This window comes from Kribbella alba (assembly GCF_039529635.1).
Classification (GTDB): domain Bacteria; phylum Actinomycetota; class Actinomycetes; order Propionibacteriales; family Kribbellaceae; genus Kribbella; species Kribbella alba.
This window is the reverse complement of the sequence record NZ_BAAANE010000006.1, coordinates 27,483-46,531: the sequence shown is the minus strand read 5'-3', so window position 1 is coordinate 46,531 and position 19,049 is coordinate 27,483. Positions and strand designations below refer to the sequence as shown.

13 protein-coding genes are annotated in these 19,049 nt (G+C 68.2%); 6 read left to right on the top strand and 7 right to left on the bottom strand.

What is annotated here, in order from left to right:
* Positions 1–61: 61 nt before the first annotated feature.
* Entirely contained in the window at positions 62–1,621 is a 1,560-nt protein-coding gene (locus tag ABD210_RS17165) for a hypothetical protein (RefSeq protein WP_344112555.1), read from the bottom strand.
* 196 nt (positions 1,622–1,817) lie between these two features.
* The gene (gene lipB / locus ABD210_RS17160) at positions 1,818–2,549 is read right to left on the bottom strand and encodes a lipoyl(octanoyl) transferase LipB (RefSeq protein ID WP_344112554.1); all 732 of its coding nucleotides are present in this window, start codon (positions 2,547–2,549) and stop codon (positions 1,818–1,820) included.
* A gap of 120 nt (positions 2,550–2,669) precedes the next feature.
* Between lipB and ABD210_RS17155 the strand changes: the two genes are divergently transcribed.
* Positions 2,670–4,556, top strand: coding sequence for a protein kinase domain-containing protein (locus tag ABD210_RS17155; RefSeq protein ID WP_344112553.1), 1,887 nt, complete (start codon positions 2,670–2,672; stop codon positions 4,554–4,556).
* A gap of 777 nt (positions 4,557–5,333) precedes the next feature.
* Here the strand turns inward: ABD210_RS17155 and ABD210_RS17150 are convergent.
* Entirely contained in the window at positions 5,334–5,702 is a 369-nt protein-coding gene (locus tag ABD210_RS17150; protein ID WP_344112799.1) for a hypothetical protein, read from the bottom strand.
* Here ABD210_RS17150 and ABD210_RS17145 point away from each other — a divergent pair.
* Positions 5,586–7,193: an HNH endonuclease signature motif containing protein gene (locus tag ABD210_RS17145; RefSeq protein WP_344112551.1), complete on the top strand. Its 1,608-nt coding sequence runs from the start codon at positions 5,586–5,588 to the stop codon at positions 7,191–7,193. The genes ABD210_RS17150 and ABD210_RS17145 overlap by 117 nt on opposite strands.
* 500 nt (positions 7,194–7,693) lie before the next feature.
* Here ABD210_RS17145 and ABD210_RS17140 read toward each other — a convergent pair whose 3' ends face one another.
* The 3 genes from ABD210_RS17140 to lpdA form a co-directional block, all read right to left on the bottom strand.
* Complete coding sequence (locus tag ABD210_RS17140; protein WP_344112550.1) at positions 7,694–8,608, bottom strand: TIGR01777 family oxidoreductase; 915 nt, start codon at positions 8,606–8,608, stop codon at positions 7,694–7,696.
* Positions 8,609–8,853: 245 nt separating this feature from the next.
* Positions 8,854–10,917 carry a 2-oxoglutarate dehydrogenase, E2 component, dihydrolipoamide succinyltransferase gene (sucB, locus tag ABD210_RS17135; RefSeq protein ID WP_344112549.1) on the bottom strand — a complete coding sequence of 688 codons (2,064 nt, stop codon included), beginning with the start codon at positions 10,915–10,917 and terminating at the stop codon, positions 8,854–8,856.
* A gap of 112 nt (positions 10,918–11,029) precedes the next feature.
* Entirely contained in the window at positions 11,030–12,430 is a 1,401-nt protein-coding gene (gene lpdA, locus ABD210_RS17130) for a dihydrolipoyl dehydrogenase (protein ID WP_344112548.1), read from the bottom strand.
* A gap of 173 nt (positions 12,431–12,603) precedes the next feature.
* On the opposite strand from lpdA, the gene ABD210_RS17125 reads away from it, so the two are divergent.
* Positions 12,604–12,918, top strand: coding sequence for a hypothetical protein (locus tag ABD210_RS17125; RefSeq protein WP_344112547.1), 315 nt, complete (start codon positions 12,604–12,606; stop codon positions 12,916–12,918).
* Positions 12,919–12,993: 75 nt separating this feature from the next.
* Here the strand turns inward: ABD210_RS17125 and ABD210_RS17120 are convergent, their stop codons facing one another.
* Positions 12,994–14,487 carry a leucyl aminopeptidase gene (locus ABD210_RS17120; protein WP_344112546.1) on the bottom strand — a complete coding sequence of 498 codons (1,494 nt, stop codon included), beginning with the start codon at positions 14,485–14,487 and terminating at the stop codon, positions 12,994–12,996.
* Between the two features lie 105 nt (positions 14,488–14,592).
* Between ABD210_RS17120 and gcvT the strand changes: the two genes are divergently transcribed.
* From gcvT to ABD210_RS17105, 3 genes are all read left to right on the top strand, one after another.
* On the top strand, positions 14,593–15,699 hold the full coding sequence (gcvT, locus tag ABD210_RS17115) for a glycine cleavage system aminomethyltransferase GcvT (RefSeq protein WP_344112544.1): 1,107 nt from the start codon (positions 14,593–14,595) through the stop codon (positions 15,697–15,699).
* Between the two features lie 493 nt (positions 15,700–16,192).
* Positions 16,193–17,200, top strand: a complete 1,008-nt coding sequence (locus tag ABD210_RS17110) for an ABC transporter permease (protein ID WP_344112543.1) — start codon at positions 16,193–16,195, stop codon at positions 17,198–17,200.
* Positions 17,201–17,241: 41 nt separating this feature from the next.
* Positions 17,242–19,002, top strand: a complete 1,761-nt coding sequence (locus ABD210_RS17105) for an ABC transporter substrate-binding protein (RefSeq protein WP_344112542.1) — start codon at positions 17,242–17,244, stop codon at positions 19,000–19,002.
* Positions 19,003–19,049 lie beyond the last annotated feature (47 nt).

Genomic DNA, 19,049 nt, shown 5'->3' with positions numbered 1-19,049 from the left:
CAACCCCAGCCTCGCGCGCCAACCCAGCCTCAGCCGTGCGTCGGCGCGGGGGAGGCCGGGTTCAGGCGCCGGCGGGGCGGAACTGACTGGGGAGATCCATCACCCGAGGAGCTTGCGGACGGCCTTCCTCGGGAAGGTTCGGATTCTCGAACGCCCCGAAGAAGTGCTCGCCGCTGTCGTCCACGTCCGGCCCGTCCATCCGCTCGCGGTACTGCTGCCCGACCTCCTCGTTCCGCCCGAGCTCCGGCTGACTCCGCTCATCCGCGCCTTGTCCGGCCGGCTTGGGCCCGGCAGACGATGTGACCGCTGTAGGCCCAGCGGCTTCCTTGGGAGCAGCTGAACCGGTCGACGCCGTCGAAGCGGAGTCACTCGGTGTGGAGGAATCACTCGGTGTGGAGGAAACAGAGGCATCGCCTGAAGCCGCCGCGGATGTTGGCGCGGATGCTGCGGGGATGGCATTTGAGGGCTCCGGGGTGGCCGGGGTATCACCCGCGGGCGACGGGCCTGCGGGGGCGGCCGGAGTACCAGTTGCGGGTGAGGCACCTGCGGGGCTGGCCGGAGTACCAGCTGCGGGTGAGGCACCTGCGGGGCTGGCCGGAGTACCAGCTGCGGGTGACCCGCCTGCCGGCGTACTGCTTGTCGGTGCGGCGGAAGCGGGCGGCGGGTTGATCTGCGTCTCGTCGTCCGCGCGCTCGGTGCCCTCGGCAACGGTCTGGTCAGCTACCTGCTGCTTCGGCTCCTGCACAGCCATTTCGTCAGGTTCGTTCATCTTGTTGTGCCCGTCGGCACCACCGTCGGCCTCGTCCGAACCTTGATCCGCTACTTGGTCCGCTACTTGGTCCGCTGCCTCATCGTCCGACGGGACCTGAACGGTTTCGTCGCGATCGGTCGGCACCAGGACGGTTTCGTCGTCAGCCTCGGCTCGACGATCCTCATACTCGTCATACCCGTCGAACTCAGGATCCCGGTCAGCGTTAGCGAACTGGGTCGTCTGGTCGTCAGCAGGGTTCCGCGGCGGGAACGGCGTCGGGTCCTCGTCGAACAGGTCCTCGTAGCTCGTGTTCCCGGCGCTGCTGCCGAACCGGTTGTCGACACTCGTCGGATAGTCGCCGCCGGCAACCGGATAGCCGGCCCCGGCAACCGGATACGCCGCAGCCACCTCGGCAGCCTGCTGAGCCTGCGCGGCCTCCTGCTCCCGCTGCAGCCGCTCGGCCTCCGCACGATCACGGCGACGCCGCTGCACCGCCCGGACGATCGACTGGATCGCATACACCAGCGAGATCACCGCAAGAATCGGCACCACGCCGTTCAACGTGTACTGCTTGATCCCATCGATCATCCCGGTCGTCACCCCGGGAACACTGGTGAGGAAGTTCGTCGTCCGGTTGGGAATCCAGTGCACGGCGTAGATCATCCCGCCGAAAGTCAGCGCCGCACCGAGCGCAGCCGCGCCGGAGAAGTACGACACCACGGTCCAGAAGATCAGCGCTCCAATGCCATAGGCAAGCGCCATCTCCTTCGCATTCAGCTCGATGCCGCCGGCAGCCGCCAGTACTCCGAACACGGCCGGCCCAGCCAGCGCAACGACGACGCCGAGGAGGAAGCCTAAGAATTTGGACACATCCCCACCGTAGCGACGTTTTCGCTCCACACAGCGACGACACTTCGCGCACGCCCCCCAACCCTCGTCACTCCCTGTCCCCACGCCACCTCACCACGCACACAGGCATGACCTTGCGCACGGTTGAAACACGAGCGCTGAACTCGAACCGGTGCACGGTCGGGGGCGTGCGTTGAAGGACGTACCTAAGGACGCGTCAGGGGAGGGGGGTCACGGCGAGGCCGTAGGTGATTCCTGCTGGGGTCGGGTCGTCTTCGTGATCCAGGTCGGGCGTCCGCTCATACGGCTCCCACGCCAGCATGCGGTCGAGGTGACGCCGCACCGGATCAAGCACTTCGGCGACTGCGACCTGCCGGCCGAGTTCCTTGGACAACGTCGTCACATCGGCGTCGGAGATCCCGCACGGCACGATCCGATCGAACCACGCCAGGTCGTTGTCGCAGTTCAAGGCGAACCCATGCATCGTCACGCCCTGGGCGACCCTGATCCCGATCGCGGCGATCTTCCGCTCGCGACCCCGCTCGTCCGCGGGCACCCAGACCCCGCTCCGCCCCTTCACCCGTCCCGTCCGCACGCCAAGGTCGGCGCACACCGCTATCAGGGCCTCCTCCAGCCGCCGCACGTAGTCCACGACGTACACGTGTGAGGCGAGCTTCACGATCGGATAGCCGACCAGCTGACCCAGCCCGTGCCAGGTGATCTTGCCGCCACGGTCGACATCGACCACCGGCGTACCGTCCAGCGGACGCTCATGCGGCTCGGTGCGCTTGCCGGCCGTGTAGACCGGCGGGTGCTCGAGCAGGATGACCGTGTCGGACCCGGTGCCCTCGGCAACGTCTGTGTGCAGACGGCGCTGCTCCGCCCACGCCTGCTCGTAATCGACCGCGTCGGCGCCGAACCCGGCCTGCACGTAGTTGATCTCCCTCACGTCATTGAGTGTATGTCGCTCGCTTCGGCGCCGGTCGCCGCCATCCACAGGCCCCTTTGTCGGCGCCGCCATGTGGATAACTTCCGCGCTGCTGACGGCGATTCGTGCACTCTCTCTGGCATGGCACTCGAAGACATCGCCGGCTACAGCTTGCGCCGCGGCCTCGGGTCCGGTGCGGCCGGTTCTGTCTGGTTGCTCCGCGATCTCGGCTCCGGCCGGCACGCCGCGCTCAAACGCATCTCGGCAGCTCGGGTCCCGGCTGTCGAGGAGTTCCGTCGCGACCTCGCGCTGACCCGATCCATCGACTTCCCGCACCTGGCGCGCCTGCTCGACGTACGGCAGACCGACCGCGAATGGCTGCTGATCAGCCAGTACGTCGCGGCCGGCACACTGACCAATCTCCTCGACCGCCGGGAACCGCTCTCCCCGGGCGAACTAGTCACGCTGCTCAGTCCACTCGCGCAAGCCCTCGCCATCCTGCACCGGTCCGGCCTGACCCATGGCAACGTGAGCCTCGCCAACGTCATGTTTGACGCGGAAGGCCGCCCTGTTCTCACCGACGCGGGCCTACGTCTGCTAGCGGCTCCGACGCCACAGTCCGCCGAGAACGATCTAGCCGCGCTCGCAGAAATCGCCAGGGCGTCCGGGGGAGACCCCCGGATCTTCACACCAGAGCTGTTCACCGGCGACGGCGACGAAATAGCCCGCCGAGTACTGCGCTTGGCCGCCCCGGAGCCAATCAACCTCGGCTTCGGCGACGACGCCCCAACCAGTACCGCGTCTCCGAGTCCGGCGGAAACAAGCGGGGCCGCCGCTCATACCGCTGTCGTCAAACCCCGGGAGTCCGGCCGTCCAGGCCCAGCTGGCACATCCCTCGAACCAGCCGCGGCAACCGACGACGACGCAATCACTTCCGGCGGCGCCATATCGCCACCCGAGGGCTCGGGCCGCAGCCTGCCCAGCTCAACCGCTGATGCAGGAGCAACGGTGGCACCGATGATGCTCGAGGACCTGTACATCGGCGCCGCCAGGCCGGGAAGTGGTGTGGTGACGCCGGGAGCGGAAGCCAGAGTGGTGACGCGAACAACTACTTCGAGCGAGGCAGGAGGCAGTCGGCGCACAGCAGGACGCGCCACCCGCAGCCACGCCCGGAACCGCCGCCGCACCCGGATCCGCCAAACCCGGAACCGCGGCCACACTCGCAACCGCGGCCGCCGACCGGCCCTCGGCTTCAGCGCCCGCCTTTCGTCGAACCTTCGCGCGTACGGCCTCTTGGCTGTGGCTGGCCTAGCCGCGTTCATCGTGCTCATCTTCGGCCTCATCACGGTCGGCGTCCTCGGCAGCCCTTCAAGCTCCTCCGCCTCAGCAGCCGACAATCAAGCCGCCACGGCCGACGCGACAGTCTCGGCCGACGCCACCGCGGCTACTCCAACGCCTACAGCGGTCTCGAAGGGCACCCCAGCCGGCGGCACGGCGCAAGTTACTCCGGCAACCCCAGGCGACCCCGCAAAGCCGGCCACTCCCGCGACCCCCGGTGACAGCACGACGCCCCGCGTTCCCACTGTTTCCGGCGATCCTCTGGCGCCACGCTATCCAGCGACACCGCCGGGTTCAGCAGCTGAAACCAGCCGATGGCTGAGGGCTCTGCAGGCCCTCGACGTCCAAAGATCTCGAACCTTCTCGACCCTCAACGTCGCCGGCCTAGACGCGATCTATGTCCCCGGAAGCGCGCCCTGGAAGTCCGACAAAGCCCTGCTCACGTCCTACCGCGACCAGCAAGTGCGCATCGAAGGCCTCAGCATCCAGATCCAAAGCCTCGCCGTCGAGGAGTCGAGCCCCAATACGGCGGTCCTACGCGTCGTGGACCGCCTGATCTCCGCCACAGCCATAGACAAGTCCGGCCGCCGAACGCCACTCCCATCCGGCCAACCGACCCGTCGCCGGATAACCCTCAAGACAACCCCACCATCGACCGCCTGGCGCATCACCGAAATAACCACCCCCTGAGCGGACCCGAGCCGTATTACGCGAGCTCACCCGACCCGACCTGGGCCGAGCCGACCGACACACCCTGGTTCCCCGCTACTGGGCGGACCTGTACGGCACCATGCCGTGCTGGGCCTCCGCTGTACGGCACCATGCCGTGCTGGGCCTCCGCGTGCCGAGCTGCGCGTGAGCGTGTCGAGCTGGGCTAAACCGCTGCTGGTGTTCACAGAAGCGGGCTGAGGCGAGAAGGCCGAGCCGAAGCCCCGACCGAAGCCGTAGCTGGCGCCGCGACCAAGCCGCGCCGGGCCGCTGCACCGGGCCGGGTCGGGTCGAGCCGGGCCTTCTGTCCATCGGCTTGTTAGTCGATGGACGTCATGTGCTCAGCGGCGCGTCTTCTGCAAGGGACGGTGCGGTCTATTTGCAGCTGTGTGCCACCTGCCTTCGTCGTTGGCGCATGGCTCTGGCTGCCGGCCGGTTCGTCCCGAATGTGTTCCGGCTCTCGTTTTGTTGTGGATAACCGGGTCGGATGCGGCGTGTTGGTGTCCACAGGGCGGGGGTTGTTGTGGACAACGTGACCAGATCCGTCCGGTCACGGAATCCCTTATTTATAACGGGTTCCGGGGCCCGGAAACTGTCGGTGGCCTGATCTAGAGTCATCGGTATGGAACTCGTGGAGGTGCGGCCGGTGTGGTCGATGAGCGACAGCGAAAAGCTGTCGGCTCTCGACGCGCTGCACGACGAGTCCGCCCGGCGTGAGACCTACCGGCTGCAGTTGATGGCGGCGCTGGAAGAGACCGGCTATGCCCGGCAACTCGGCGCCACCGACATCGCCGGCCTGCTGGCGGCCCGGCACCGGCTCAACGCCGCCCAGGTCCGTGCCGACCTCAAACTCGCCACCACCTTGGCCAGGTACCCGCTGGTCGCCGCGGCGCTGCCCACCCCCTTCGACCCATCACCGACGACATCACCGACCCCATCACCGGCGGTGTCGCCGACGACAGCACGGACGACATCACGGACGACAGCACGGACGACATCCCCGGCGGCGTCGTGGACGGTGTCACCGGCGGTGTCGTGGACGGTGTCGCCGACGGCGGCATTGTCGGCGCGGTCGAGGACCCACCCGATGCCGACCAGGGGGTTTCGCGGCCGCCGGTGTGGCTGCATGTCGGTCAGGCGAGGGCGATCGTGGCGGTGTTGGACAAGGTGCCGGCGGCGGTGCCGGTGGAGCATCTGGTCGCGGCCGAGGAGCAGTTGGTCGAGGCCGGTCGGGAGTTCAGTCCGGTGGAGTTGCGGCGGCTCGGCCGGCAGGTTCTGGACATTCTGGACCCCGATGGTCGCGAACCGGGCGAGGACAGGGCCTATGACCGTGAATCGCTGCAGTTGAGGAAGACCGATCATGGGGTCAGGTTCCACGGTTATCTTGCCAACGAGAACGCCGAGGTGTTCAACGCTGTCATCTTCGACAACGCCAAGCCGCACAAGACCATCGACGGCCGGCCGGATCCTCGTTCCAAGACCAAGCGGCAGGCCGACGCGCTGACCACCGCGATCACCGTCGCGGCCGACAGTGGCCAGACCGGTAACAGCGCGATCAAGCCCCACATCAGCGTCACCATCGACTACCACGCCCTCACCGGCGCCCTCACCGGCACGAGCCAGACCGGCACGGCGCCAGGGAAGGGCGCCGGGCATGCACCGGCCGGCACGAGCCGGACCGGCCCTCTGCCCGGGATCGACCTGCTCGCCGGCCTCACCCCGACCGGGCGGCTCGGTGGGATTGGGCGGCTGGGCGGGGGCGGCGTGCGGGCTGGGGGGTGTGGTGAGTTGATCTATGGGGGGAGTCTGTCGGCGTCGGCGGTGCGGCGGCTTGCGTGTGATGCGGGGATCTTGCCGGTCGTGTTGGGGTCGAACTCGCGTCCGTTGGATGTTGGTACCGAGAAGCGTTTCGTCACCGATGCGTTGCGGCAGGCTCTGATCGTGCGTGATCGGGGCTGTGTGGTGTGTGGGGCGCCGCCGATCATGTGCGATGCGCACCATCTGGTCCATTGGGCCGAGGGCGGGCCGACGACGCTGGACAACCTGGTCCTGCTCTGTAAGCACGACCATCGCGGCGCCCATAACGGCTATTGGGATATCGCGATCATCGACGGTGTGGTGAGTGTCGCGCGCCCGGACTGGGCCGACCCCGACCCGGTCCGCCTCCGGCCATGGCGACCACCACCAGCACCGCCGGACCCACCCGCATCCTGCCCGGGCGCCGAATGCACCCCGGCCACCGACACGACCACCGACACGGCCACCGACACGGAGACGGACACCGACGCGGCCACGGAGACGGGCACGGCCACGGGCAGCTTGTTGCCGTCGACAACCGATCGGGCCCGGTCGGCTCAGCCTGCCCGGGCATGGCCCTACACCACGGACATCGCCTGGATCAGCGCCGAGGAAACCGCCCGCCTCAACCCCTGGGGCGACGACGAACCCCACCAGCCCACACCCCCGCGCCCCCAATCCGGTCCGAGCACCGACATCACCACCTGCACCTCACCGTGGGGCGACGAACACGACCCCCCAACCCCCGGCCCGGAACCCGGACCGGTAGCTACACCGGCGCCGTGGAGCGACGAACACGAGTCCTCAACCCCCGGCTCCTAGCCCGGACCGGCAGTTACACCGGCGCCATGGAGCGACGAACACGACTCCTCAACCCGCTCGGCAGCTACACCGGCGCCGTGGCGCGACGAACACGACTCCTCAACCCCGGCCCCTAGGCCGCAACCCGGACCGGCAGCTACACCAGCGCCGACCCCGCTGTCGCGGCTGCGATCGCCGAGCAGCCCGGTGACGGTCGCGCCTACCGCGAGTCAGACCGGGAACGTACCGCGCTGCCGGTCCCCGTATTGGGAGCACGCAAACTCGCGTGCTGTGATCTCCCGGTATGGAGAGCTCGCAAACTCGCGTGCTGTGATCTCCCGGTATGGAGAGCTCGCAAACTCGCGTGCTGTGATCTCCCGGTATGGAGAGCTCGCAAACTCGCGCGCTTTGACATCTCGGTATGGATAGTTCGCAAACACGCGTGCTCAGAGAAGGCGCCCCGGCGGCGGCGATTGTCACCCGCTGAGCGAGCACCAGTGGCCGTGTTCGTGGGGGCAGATTCAGCGGGGATCGAGGCGGGACGTATCAGCGTGGAGGGCGGCGGCCAAGGCCGCAGCGGGGGTGGGGTGGGTGAAGGAGAAACCGGTAGCGAGAAGTTTGGCGGGGATCGCCTTCTTGCTGCCGATGAGTTCCCAGGCGAATTCGCCGAGGACGGTGGTGAGAACAAAGGAAGGGACCGGGATCAGGGCCGGGCGGTGGAGGGCAGTGGCCAAGGCCTGCGTGAACTCTTGATTGGTGACCGGGTTCGGGAGTGTCACATTGACCGGACCGCTCAACTCGTCGTGTTCGGCGACGTGGCGGACGGCTCTGAGCCAGTCGGTGAGGGAGACGATCGGGAAGTACTGCTTGCCAGATCCGAGGCGGCCCCCGAGGCCGAGACGGAACGGTAAGGAGAGCAGCTGGAAAGCGGGCGCGGATCGGTCGAGGACTACGCCGGTGCGGAGGGAGGCGACTCGGCTGCCGGCTTCGCGGGCGGGGGCGGCCGCCCCTTCCCAGAGGCGGACGACGTCGGAGAGGAAACCTTCGCCTAGTTCGGATTCCTCGGTGAGTTCGCGGTCGCCGCAGTCCTTGCCGTAGCCGCCGATACCGCTCTGGGTGATGAACACCGGCGGCCGATCGAGCTGAGCGGCCGCGGCGGCGAGGGTTGCGGTCGTACTGACCCGGCTCTCGCGGATGAGTTTCCTGTACGTCGGGGTCCAGGGGCGGCCGATGTTCGCGCCGGCCAGGTTCACCAGTACGTCGGCGCCCTCGAGCGCGGCAAGATCCAGTTGACCCTGCGCGGGGTCCCAGCGGACCTCGCTCGGCAGGCTCGGTTCGCCACGGACCAGCCGTACGACCTGGTGGTTGTCGGCCGCAAGGTCACGGGCGAGGGCTTTGCCGAGGAAGCCGGACGAGCCGGCCAGCACGTACTTCATCGTCGGATCCTCCCAGGGATCGACTCGGAGGTCATTGACTCGCCGCCAGGTCGCGGGCGTGTCGAGGGTCAGGTACCCGTTGCCAGTCGCTGCGGAAGCACAACGCCCGCGACCCGCTCCAGATCACCCACCCGTTCCGTCATTCGTCGCCACCCAGGCAGCGGATGGTTGCCATGGATTGCATAAACGAAGCCGACCCGTCGCGAGGTGGAGCCTGGCGGCGGGTCGGCAGTGAAGGTGGTGGGTCAGACGTCGAACTGGGCTTCTTCGAGGCGCTGCTTGACCGCGGTCAGGTAGCGGGCCGCGTCGGCGCCGTCGACCAGGCGGTGGTCGTAGGTCAGGGCCAGGTACACCATCTGCCGGATCGCGATCGTCTCACCGAGCTGGGGGTGGGTGATCACGACCGGGCGCTTGACCACTGCGCCGGTTCCGAGCATGCCGACCTGCGGCTGGTTCAGGATCGGCGTGTCGAACAGGGCGCCGCGGCTGCCGGTGTTGGTGATGGTGAAGGTGCCACCCGCCATCTCGTCCGGCAGCACCTTGTTGTTGCGGGTGCGGTCGGCGAGATCGGCGATCTTCTTCGCCAGGCCGGCGATGTTCAGGTCGCCGGCGTTGTGGACGACCGGGACCATCAGGCCCTTCTCGGCGTCCACCGCGATGCCGAGGTGCTCGGCCGCGTGGTAGGTCACCTCGTCCTTCTCGCTGTCGATCGACGCGTTCAGCTTCGGGTACTGCTTGAGCGCGTCCACGGCGGCCAACGCGAAGAACGGAAGGAAGGACAGCTTGACGCCCTCGCGGGCCTCGAACTCGGCCTTCTTCGCGTTCCGCAACTTGGCGATCTCGGTGACGTCCACCTCGACCACAGTGGTGAGCTGCGCCGAGACGTGCAGCGAGTTGACCATGTGGTTGGCGATGGCCTTGCGGATCCGGCTCATCTTCTCGGTGGTGCCGCGCAGCGGGCTTACTGCAGGCGCGGACTTCGCCGCGGCTGGAGCGGACGCCTGAGCTGCAGCAGGGGCCGGCGCGGCCGCAGCTGCCTTCTTGGCCTCGGCGGCGGCGATGACGTCCTGCTTGCGGATCCGGCCGCCGACGCCGGTGCCCTGGACGGAACCCAGGTCGACCTCGTGCTCGGCGGCGAGCTTGCGGACCAGCGGGGTCACGTAATTCGGGCCCTCGGAGGAGGAGCCGTTCGACGATGCAGCCGGAGCGGAAGGTGCCGGGGCGGTCTGGGTCGGCGCACTCTGCGGAGCCGGTGCGGCCGCCGGGGGCTGAGCCGCAGCCGCCGGAGCCTGCTGCGGTGTCGGAGCTTGCTGCGGTGCCGGCGCCTGCTGCGGTGCTGGTGCCTGCTGGGGCGCCGGGGCCTGGGCGGGAGCGGAGGCGGCGGCAGCCGGAGCGGCCTGCGTCGGCTGAGTCTCCTGCGTCGACTGGGCAGGCGCGGAGGCGGGGGCCGACTCGGCCGGAGCCGATGCGGCGGGGGCGGACTGGGCCGGAGCCGATGCGGCGGGGGCCGACTCGGCCGGAGCCGAAGCGGCGGGGGCCGAGGCTGCCGGAGCCGATGCGGCGGGGGCTGCGTCGCCGGAACCTACGATCGCGAGCTCGGCGCCAACCTCTACGGTCTCGTCCTCGGCGACCTTGATCTCCAGCAGTTTGCCGGCGACCGGGGACGGGATCTCGGTGTCGACCTTGTCGGTGGAGACCTCGAGCAGCGGCTCGTCCACGGCCACGTCGTCACCGACCTGCTTGAGCCAGCGGGTCACGGTGCCCTCGGTGACGCTCTCGCCCAGGGCCGGCAGGGTCACCGACGTGCCGGAACCGCCCGACCCACCAGATCCACCCGAACCATTGCCGGACGAAGCAGGAGCCTCAGCCGGAGCCTGCTCAGATGAAGCAGCCGGAGCCTGCTCAGCCGGAGCCTCTTGAGCAGCAGCCTGCTCGGCGGGAGCCTCAACAGCCGGAGCCTCGGCAGCGGGAGCCTCGGCGGCCGGCGCCTCAGCAGCGGGAGCCTCTGCAGCGGGAGCCTCAGCCTGGGGCGCGGCCTCAGCCGGCGCATCCGGAGTACCGGAGCTTTCGCCGGCGTCGCCGATCACGGCCAGTTCGGCGCCGACCTCGACGGTCTCGTCCTCGGCGGCCTTGATCTCGAGCAGGGTCCCGGCGACGGGCGAGGGGATCTCGGTGTCGACCTTGTCGGTCGAGACCTCCAGCAGGGGCTCGTCGACGGCAACCGTGTCGCCGACCTGCTTGAGCCAGCGGGTGACGGTTCCTTCGGTGACGCTCTCCCCGAGGGCCGGCAGGGATACAGAGGTCGGCATGACGGTCGTTGCTCCTTCGTCTGATCGGTCTCGTGTCAGCCTACGGTGCCGCTGGAACGGGCGAGAGCCGGGTCACAGCGGACACGCCCGCCCGTCCCAACGGCATCAGAAGCTACTCATGAAAGTGCAGAGGCTTCCCGGCCAGCGCCATGTGCGCCTCGCCGAGGGCCTCGGTCTGGGTCGGGTGGGCGTGCACCAGGGGCGCCACGTCGGCCGGGAAGGCCTCCCAGTTGTAGATCAGCTGGGCCTCGCCGATCAGCTCGCCGACCCGGGAGCCGACCAGGTGCAGGCCGACCACGGCGCCGTCCTTGGCGCGGACCAGCTTGACGAAGCCCTGGGTCTTGAGAATCTGACTCTTGCCGTTGCCGCCGAGGTTGTAGTTGAGGATCTCGACGTCGCCGTACTTCGCGCGAGCCTGCTCCTCGGTCAGGCCGACGGACGCGACCTCGGGCTCGGAGTAGGTGACGCGCGGGATGCCGGTCTCGTCGATCGGCGTCGGGTTCAGCCCGGCGATGTGCTCGGCGACGAAGATGCCCTGCTGGAAGCCGCGGTGTGCGAGCTGGAGGCCAGGCACGATGTCGCCCACTGCATACACGCCGGGCACGCTGGTCTGCAGGTGCTCGTCGACGGTGACGAAGCCGCGATCGAGCGCGACGCCGACCTCCTCGTAGCCCAGGCCGGCGGTGTTCGGGCCGCGGCCGACGGCGACCAGCAGCAGCTCGGCCTCGATCACCTCGCCGCCCGCGACCGTGACCTTGACGCCCTTCTCGCCGACCTCGACCGACTCGAACGGCGTACCGGTCTTGAAGGCGATCTTGCGCTTGCGGAACGCCCGCTCGAGCGTCTTGCTGCAGTCGGCATCCTCGGCCGGAACCAGCCGGGGGAGCGCCTCGACGATGGTCACCTTGGTGCCGAACGAGGTCCAGGCACTCGCGAACTCGACGCCGATCACGCCGCCGCCGAGCACCACCGCGGACTCGGGCACCCGGTCCAGCGTCAGCGCGTGCTCGCTGGCGATGATCCGCTCGCCGTCGAGCTCGAGGCCGGGCAGCGACCGCGAGTAGGAGCCGGAGGCCAGGATGACGTTCCGGCCTGTGTACGTCGTACCGCCGACCTCGACCGTGGTGGGCGACGTGAGCCGGCCCTCACCCTCGATGACGGTGATGCCGCGGGACTTGATCTGCCCCTGCAGGCCTTTGAACAGCCGGTCGACGACGCCGTCCTTGTACTTGTTCACGCCGCCCATGTCGACGCCCTCGAGCGTCGTCCGTACGCCGAACTGCTCGCCCTCGCGGGCCGAGTCGGCCACCTCGGCGGCATGCAGCAGCGCCTTCGTCGGGATGCAGCCGCGGTGCAGGCAGGTTCCGCCGAGCTTGTCCTTCTCCACCAGAGCCACCGACATACCCAGTACTGCGGCGCGCAGCGCGGCGGCATACCCGCCACTGCCTCCGCCGAGGATCACCAGGTCATAGGTCGCGGTGCTGTCTGCGGTGCTGGATTCTGGGCTCGTCACAGGTTCCTCCGTGGGCGTCAGGTCGGTGGGCGGCCCCGGATCGCGGAGTTCCGGCCCGGGCGTCATCTTGTCACCGGGGACCCCAGATGTCGCTCTCGGGCCTGTACCGCGGCGGCGCGACGGGGGATCCCGAGGTCCGCGATGGGCTTGCGGGAATAGGGGACACTTACTGCATGAAGTGGTTCCGTCGGCACAGGCCGGGCACGATGCGCAAGTCGGACAATCCCGACCAGGCGCACCTGCGGGAGTTCGCTCAGACGCGGCAGGGCGTCGAGGGTTTCGTCGAGCCGCGGACCGCGGTGACCGAGTACACCCTGCTCCTGGTCGCGATCGACGGTGAGTGGACCCGTCGCCGCGTTCCCTCGGTCGAATGGGCGCACAAGTTCGCGAACAACCTGGGCATCCCGTCGTACGACGCAGCCGTGGTCGGCTACCCGCCGCGGATGCGGGAGTACAACGCCCGGCAGAAGCGGAACGGCACCACCTGAGCCTGAGCCTGAGCCCGATGCCGAGGCAGAGGCTCAGGCAGCGGCTGGACGCTCCCGCCGGGTCGTCGGACGAGGTCAGCTGGCCGAAGCGGCCAGCTCCACCAGCGTGCGGACGGCGTAACCGGTGCCGCCGGTCGGGGTGTAGCCGGAAGGCCCGCCGTCGTTGAAGGCCGGGCCGGCCACGTCCAGATGCACCCAGTCGATGCCGTCGGCAACGAAGTCGCCGAGGAAGGCGGCCGCGGCCAGCGCGCCGCCCCACGGTTCGCCGGTGATGTTCGCCAGGTCGGCGACCTTCGAGTGCGAGCGCAGCTTGTCCAGCATCTCCGAAGGGATCGGCAGCGGCCACATCCCTTCCCCGGCGGCGATCGCGGCGTCGACCACCCGGTCGCGGGCGGTGTCGGCGTTGGCGAACGCGCCGGCCACCTTGGTGCCCAGGGCAATCACACAGGCACCGGTCAGGGTGGCCACGTCGATGATCAGGTCGGGCTGGTCCTCGGACGCCCGGACCAGCGCGTCACCCAGGACGAGCCGGCCCTCGGCGTCGGTGTTCAGGACCTCGACCGTCTTGCCGCCGTACATGGTCAAGACGTCGGACGGCCGCGCGGCCGAACCGGAGGGCATGTTCTCCGCCATCGCGGCGTAGGTGGTCACCTGGACCGGCAGGCCGAGCCGGGCGATCGCGATGGTCGCGCCGATCACGGCCGCGGCACCGGCCATGTCCGACTTCATGCTGATCATGCCGTTCGCGGTCTTCAGCGACAGGCCGCCGGAGTCGAACGTGATGCCCTTGCCGACGAAGGCGAGGTGGGTGACCGGCTTCTTCGGCGTGTAGCTGAGGCGGACCAGCCGCGGCGGGTTGGTCGAACCCTGGCCGACACCGAGGATGCCGCCGTACCCGCCCTTGGCCAGGGCCTTCTCGTCCAGCACCTCGACCTTGACGCCGTGGTCCTTGGCGAGCTTCTGCACCTGGTCGGCGAACTCGGTCGGGTGCAGGTCGGACGGGGGCATGTTCACCCAGTCGCGGACCTGGTGGACGGCGTCGGCGACCACCTCAGCGCGCTCCAGCGCGGCCTTGGCGTCCTTGTTGCGGGCCAGTTCCGTCAGCACGATGAGGTTGCCCGGGGCGTCGGTCGACGCTTCCGACTTGTAGGAGTTGAAGGAGTAGCGGCCGATCAGCGCGCCCTCCGCGACCGCGCGGACACACTCGGCATCCGGGGTCGGCAGGGCGAAGGCGACGGACTGCGCGGTCTTCGCCGCGCGCACGCCGACGCCGGCCGCAGTACGGAGGTCTTCGGTCTTCAGCGCGCCGTTCGGGGCGGCGCCGAGACCTACCGCGATGAGCAGGGCCGACTTGCCGGGCTTCGGGCCGGGCACCTTGGTGACCTCACCGGCCTTCCCGGTGGCACCGAGGCCGGACAGCACCTCCACCAGCTTCCCGCCGTACGCGGCGTTCACCGACTCGGTGCCGGCAGGCAGGGCGACGCCGCCGTCGAGCTTGACCACGCCGATGACCACGACGTCGGTCTTGACGCCGGCCGCATCGGACTTGCTCAGGGTGATGGTGCTCACGAAATCCTCAGTCCTCCTTGACCGGGTGGCAGGTGCGCCGGCCGTGACGGTACGTGAAATAGCTGCCTGTGCATGCTACGCGGCTCGTCCGGTAAGTTCCGCTGCATGACCGAGTCTCCCGCCTTGAAGAAGTCCCCTTTGCACGAGCGGCACGTCGCGCTCGGAGCCAAGTTCGCCGAGTTCGGTGGCTGGGAGATGCCGCTGGAGTACTCCGGTGTGGTGGCCGAGCACACCGCGGTACGGACCTCCGTGGGCGTGTTCGACGTGAGTCACCTGGGCAAGGCGACGGTGAAGGGCCCGGGCGCCGCGGCATACGTGAACTCCTGCCTGACGAACGACCTCGGCAAGATCGCGCCCGGCCAAGCGCAGTACACGTTGTGCTGCAACGACCGCGGCGGGGTGGTCGACGACCTGATCGCCTACCTGCATGGCGACGACGACGTGTTCCTGATCCCGAATGCCGCGAACACCGCAGAGGTCGTCCGCCTGCTCAAGGCCCAGGCGCCCGAGGGCGTCGTGGTGACGAACACCCACGACGACTACGCGATCCTCGCGGTCCAGGGTCACAACAGCGACGACGTCGTCGCGGCGATCGGCCTGCCCACCGGCCACGACTACATGTCCTTCGCCGTCGCCGACTACTCCGGTACGCCGGTAGTGGTCTGCCGGACCGGGTACACCGGTGAGCGCGGCTACGAGCTGGTCGTCCCGAACGAAGCGGCAGTCGCGGTGTTCGACGCGCTGCTGGCGGCAGGGGAGTCGTACGGCATCGTCCCGGCCGGTCTGGGCGCTCGCGACACCCTGCGCACCGAGATGGGCTACCCACTGCACGGGCAGGACATCTCCCCGGACATCACGCCGGTCCAGGCCCGGTCCGGCTGGGCCGTCGGCTGGAAGAAGGAGCACTTCTGGGGCGACCAGGCCTTGCGCGCCGAGAAGGAGGCCGGGCCGACCCGGATCCTCCGCGGCCTGCGCGCCGTCGGCCGGGGCATCCCGCGGCCGCACATGACGGTCGCGGACTCCGCCGGTACTGCGCTGGGCGAGGTCACGTCCGGCACCTTCTCCCCGACCCTCAAGAAGGGGATCGCGCTCGCCCTGCTCGATGCCGGCGTCAAGGAGGGCGACGAGGTGGCGGTAGACATCCGTGGCCGGCAGGAGCCCTTCGAGGTGGTCAAGCCGCCGTTCGTCACGGTCAACGTCCGCGAGAGCTGACTACACACAGAAGCGGGCGACGGTCATCCGTCGCCCGCTTTGTTGTGTCCCTGTCGAGGCCGGTAGGCCGGACCCGCGGTCGCGAGATCTTGGTCACCGGCGTCGGCAGTTGCCGGCTGAACGGGACCTTTCCGGCAGGTGACGAATTTCATTTCTGCTGGTCGCCGGAAAGGCACCCTCAGTGAGAATGTGGCACAAATTGGCCACTGACCGTGCTGTGCCGACGCATTTTGCGAAGGATTGATCGCGGAAGGTGACCATCCGGGGCAAATGTTCCGGTCCGGTACCCGTTCCGGTAACGATTTGTGCACTGGAGCCGGGCACCGCTGGTTTGGTGTCACAGTGTCAGGCAGGCTAGCGCGCGGCTGTGGAGGAATCGCCGTGTCAAGGGGATTTGACGCGAGCGCCCCACAGGGCAAAGGCTCGGCACGATCTACAGACCGTTGCCGGATCCGAACACCTGAATCTGGCTGACAAAGCTGACGGAGCGCGAATGAGTATTGGGTCACCCGACTCGACCGTAGGCGTCGAGGACCACCCGGCGTCGGCAGAGCCGGTTCGTGCGGCCACGGTCGCGCACGGCAAGTCGCCGACCCGCATCGCAATGGACCGGCTCCGCAAGGACAAGCTGGCCATGACGTGCGTCGGGATCGTGTTGTTCTTCATCCTGATCGCGGTGTTCGCGCCGTTGCTCGCCAAGCTCGAGGGCCAGACCTACGGTGCCTTCCACACCGAACTCGTCGACGAGTTCGGCTACCCGACCAGTGGCCCGAACGCGCAGCACTGGCTGGGTGTCGAGCCGAAGACGGGCCGCGACAACTTCGCCCGCTGGGTCTACGGTGCGCGTCCTTCGCTCATCGTCGCCTTCGCCGCGACGCTGTTCGGCACCATCGTCGGTGTGGTCGCGGGCCTGCTGGCCGGCTTCCTCGGCGGCTGGACCGACCGGGTGATCTCCTGGATCATCGACTTCGTCCTGAGCCTGCCGTACCTTCTCTTCGCCATCGCGCTGGTGCCGATCGTCGAGTCGATGCGCGGTGGTTCGTTCAACCTCACGCCCGAGGAACAGGCGTCGACACGGTTCTACGTGCTGATCTTCGTGCTGTCGTTCTTCGGCTGGGCGGGTCTGGCCCGGATCATCCGAGGTGAGGTGCTGTCGCTGCGCGAGCGCGAGTTCGTGCTCGCCGCCAAGGCGATCGGTGTTCCCACCCGCCAGGTGCTCTTCAAGGAGCTGTTGCCCAACCTGGTGGCGCCGATCGTCATCTCGGCCTCGCTCTCGCTGCCCGCGTACGTGACGGCCGAAGCCGGCCTGTCCTTCCTCGGTGTCGGCCTGGTCGAGCCGATCCCCTCCTGGGGCCAGACCATCGCGGTCGCCACCAACTGGTTCAAGGCCTACCCCTTGTTCCTGTGGCTTCCGGTGATCGGCATCACCGCTCTGGTGCTTGCCATGGCCCTTCTCGGCGACGCCGTGCGCGACGCCTTCGACCCCAAGACTCGCCGGTAGTACGGCGATTGCCCGAGCGGCAGAAAAGGAGAAACACGACAATGCAGTGGAAACGGATCACCGCGGTTGCGGCAACGGTCATGCTGGCCGTCGCAGCCTGCGGCAGCCCGTCGTCGAACAGTGGCTCGAACGGTGGCTCGAACGTCCAGCCGGGCGAGACCCAGGTCAAGGCGACGGACCCAACAGCCGTGGGGCCTGCTCCGGCAATCGACGGGTCCAAGAATGGTGGCACCGTCACGGTGCTGTCGGACGTCACACCGGACACCTTCGACCCGACGAACATCTACTACGTCGACGGAAACCAGATCGGCAAGCTGATGTACCGGGCGCTGACCCAGTACAAGCTGGACCCGAAGTCCGGCAAGCCGACCCTGGTGCCAGACCTCGCTGCCGACCTGGGCACGAAGTCGGCCGACGGTCTCACCTGGACCTTCAAGCTGAAGACCGGCATCAAGTACGACGACGGCACCCCGGTCAAGGCCGAGGACTACGCGTACGCGATCAAGCGGTCCTTCGCGCACGACCTCTATGACGCGGGACCGACGTACCAGATCCAGTTCTTCAAGGACGGCGAGAAGTACAAGGGCCCGTACGGCGCCGGCGGTGACAACTACTCCGGTGTCGAGACGCCGGACGACAGCACCCTGGTGATCCACCTGGCGAAGAAGTTCGACGACATGCCGTTCTACGCCGCCTTCCCGCTGTTCGCCCCGATCCCCAAGGCTCGGGACACCAAGAAGAACTACGAGCAGCGTCCGGCTACGACCGGCCCGTACAAGGTGGCTTCCTACACCCCGGGTACCGAGCTCAAGCTGGTCAAGAACACCAACTGGGACCCGAAGACCGACCCGGTCCGCTACCAGTTCGTCGACGGCTGGGACTTCAAGTTCAGCCAGGACCTGATCAAGGTCCAGCGCCAGGTGCTGGCCAGCTCCGGCCCCGACGCGAACGCGCTGAACTACACCAACCTCGACGTCAGCCTGCTGCCCGAGGTCAAGGACCAGGCCCAGCTCGTCAAGGGCCCGGGTCCCTGCACCATCACGCTGCCGATGGACACCCGGCGGATCCCGCTGGAGGTCCGGAAGCTCGTCGCGCAGGCCTACCCGTACGACGGGTGGCGCAAGGTTGCCGGTCTGAACCCGAACGACGACCCGCCCGCCAGCACCATCCTGCCGCAGGCCGTGCCGGGCCACGAGGACTACAAGCTGCCTGGTCTGACCGGAACCGGTCCGGGTGCGCAGGACGACGCGGTCGCCGCGGACGTCAAGGCGAAGCTGAAGGCGCTGGGCAAGGAAGGCTTCGAGCTCAGCCAGTACTACTCGATCGACGACAAGATCTCGACCCAGGTGAACGCGCTGCGCAAGCAGGTGTTCGAGAAGGCCGGCTTCAAGTACAAGTCGATCGGTGTGCCGAAGGCCAAGATCCGTACCTTCACCGGCGACCAGAACGCTCCGGTCAACCTGGGCAAGACCCCGGCCGGCTGGTGCTCTGACTGGCCGTCGCAGTCCAGCTGGTTCCCGGTGCTCTTCAAGTCCGACGCGGTTGCCCTGGGCAACAGCATCGGCCAGCTGGGTGACCCGAAGCTGGACACCGAGATCGACCGCGTGAACGCGCTCGACCCGGAGGGCCAGGTCAAGGAGGCGGGCAAGCTCGACAAGATGATCCTGGAGCAGTACCTCCCGCTGCTGCCGCTGTACTACAGCGCGTCCAACTTCCCCATCGGCAAGAACCTCGGCCACGTGGTGAACGACATGACGCAGGGTATGCCCGAGTTCACCTCGATCTACCTGAAGCAGCCCTGATCGATCGCCTGATCAAGGTGTTCGAATCTGATTGACGGGGTGGTGGG

Bases quoted from the DNA above. Each gene is read 5' to 3' on its own strand.
- ABD210_RS17155 (WP_344112553.1), top strand. From the start codon at position 2,670: ATGGCACTCGAAGACATCGCCGGCTACAGCTTGCGCCGCGGCCTCGGG.
- ABD210_RS17150 (WP_344112799.1), bottom strand. From the start codon at position 5,702: ATGCAGCCACACCGGCGGCCGCGAAACCCCCTGGTCGGCATCGGGTGG.
- ABD210_RS17140 (WP_344112550.1), bottom strand. From the start codon at position 8,608: ATGAAGTACGTGCTGGCCGGCTCGTCCGGCTTCCTCGGCAAAGCCCTC.
- sucB (WP_344112549.1), bottom strand. From the start codon at position 10,917: ATGCCGACCTCTGTATCCCTGCCGGCCCTCGGGGAGAGCGTCACCGAA.
- ABD210_RS17125 (WP_344112547.1), top strand. From the start codon at position 12,604: ATGAAGTGGTTCCGTCGGCACAGGCCGGGCACGATGCGCAAGTCGGAC.
- gcvT (WP_344112544.1), top strand. From the start codon at position 14,593: ATGACCGAGTCTCCCGCCTTGAAGAAGTCCCCTTTGCACGAGCGGCAC.
- ABD210_RS17110 (WP_344112543.1), top strand. From the start codon at position 16,193: ATGAGTATTGGGTCACCCGACTCGACCGTAGGCGTCGAGGACCACCCG.
- ABD210_RS17105 (WP_344112542.1), top strand. From the start codon at position 17,242: ATGCAGTGGAAACGGATCACCGCGGTTGCGGCAACGGTCATGCTGGCC.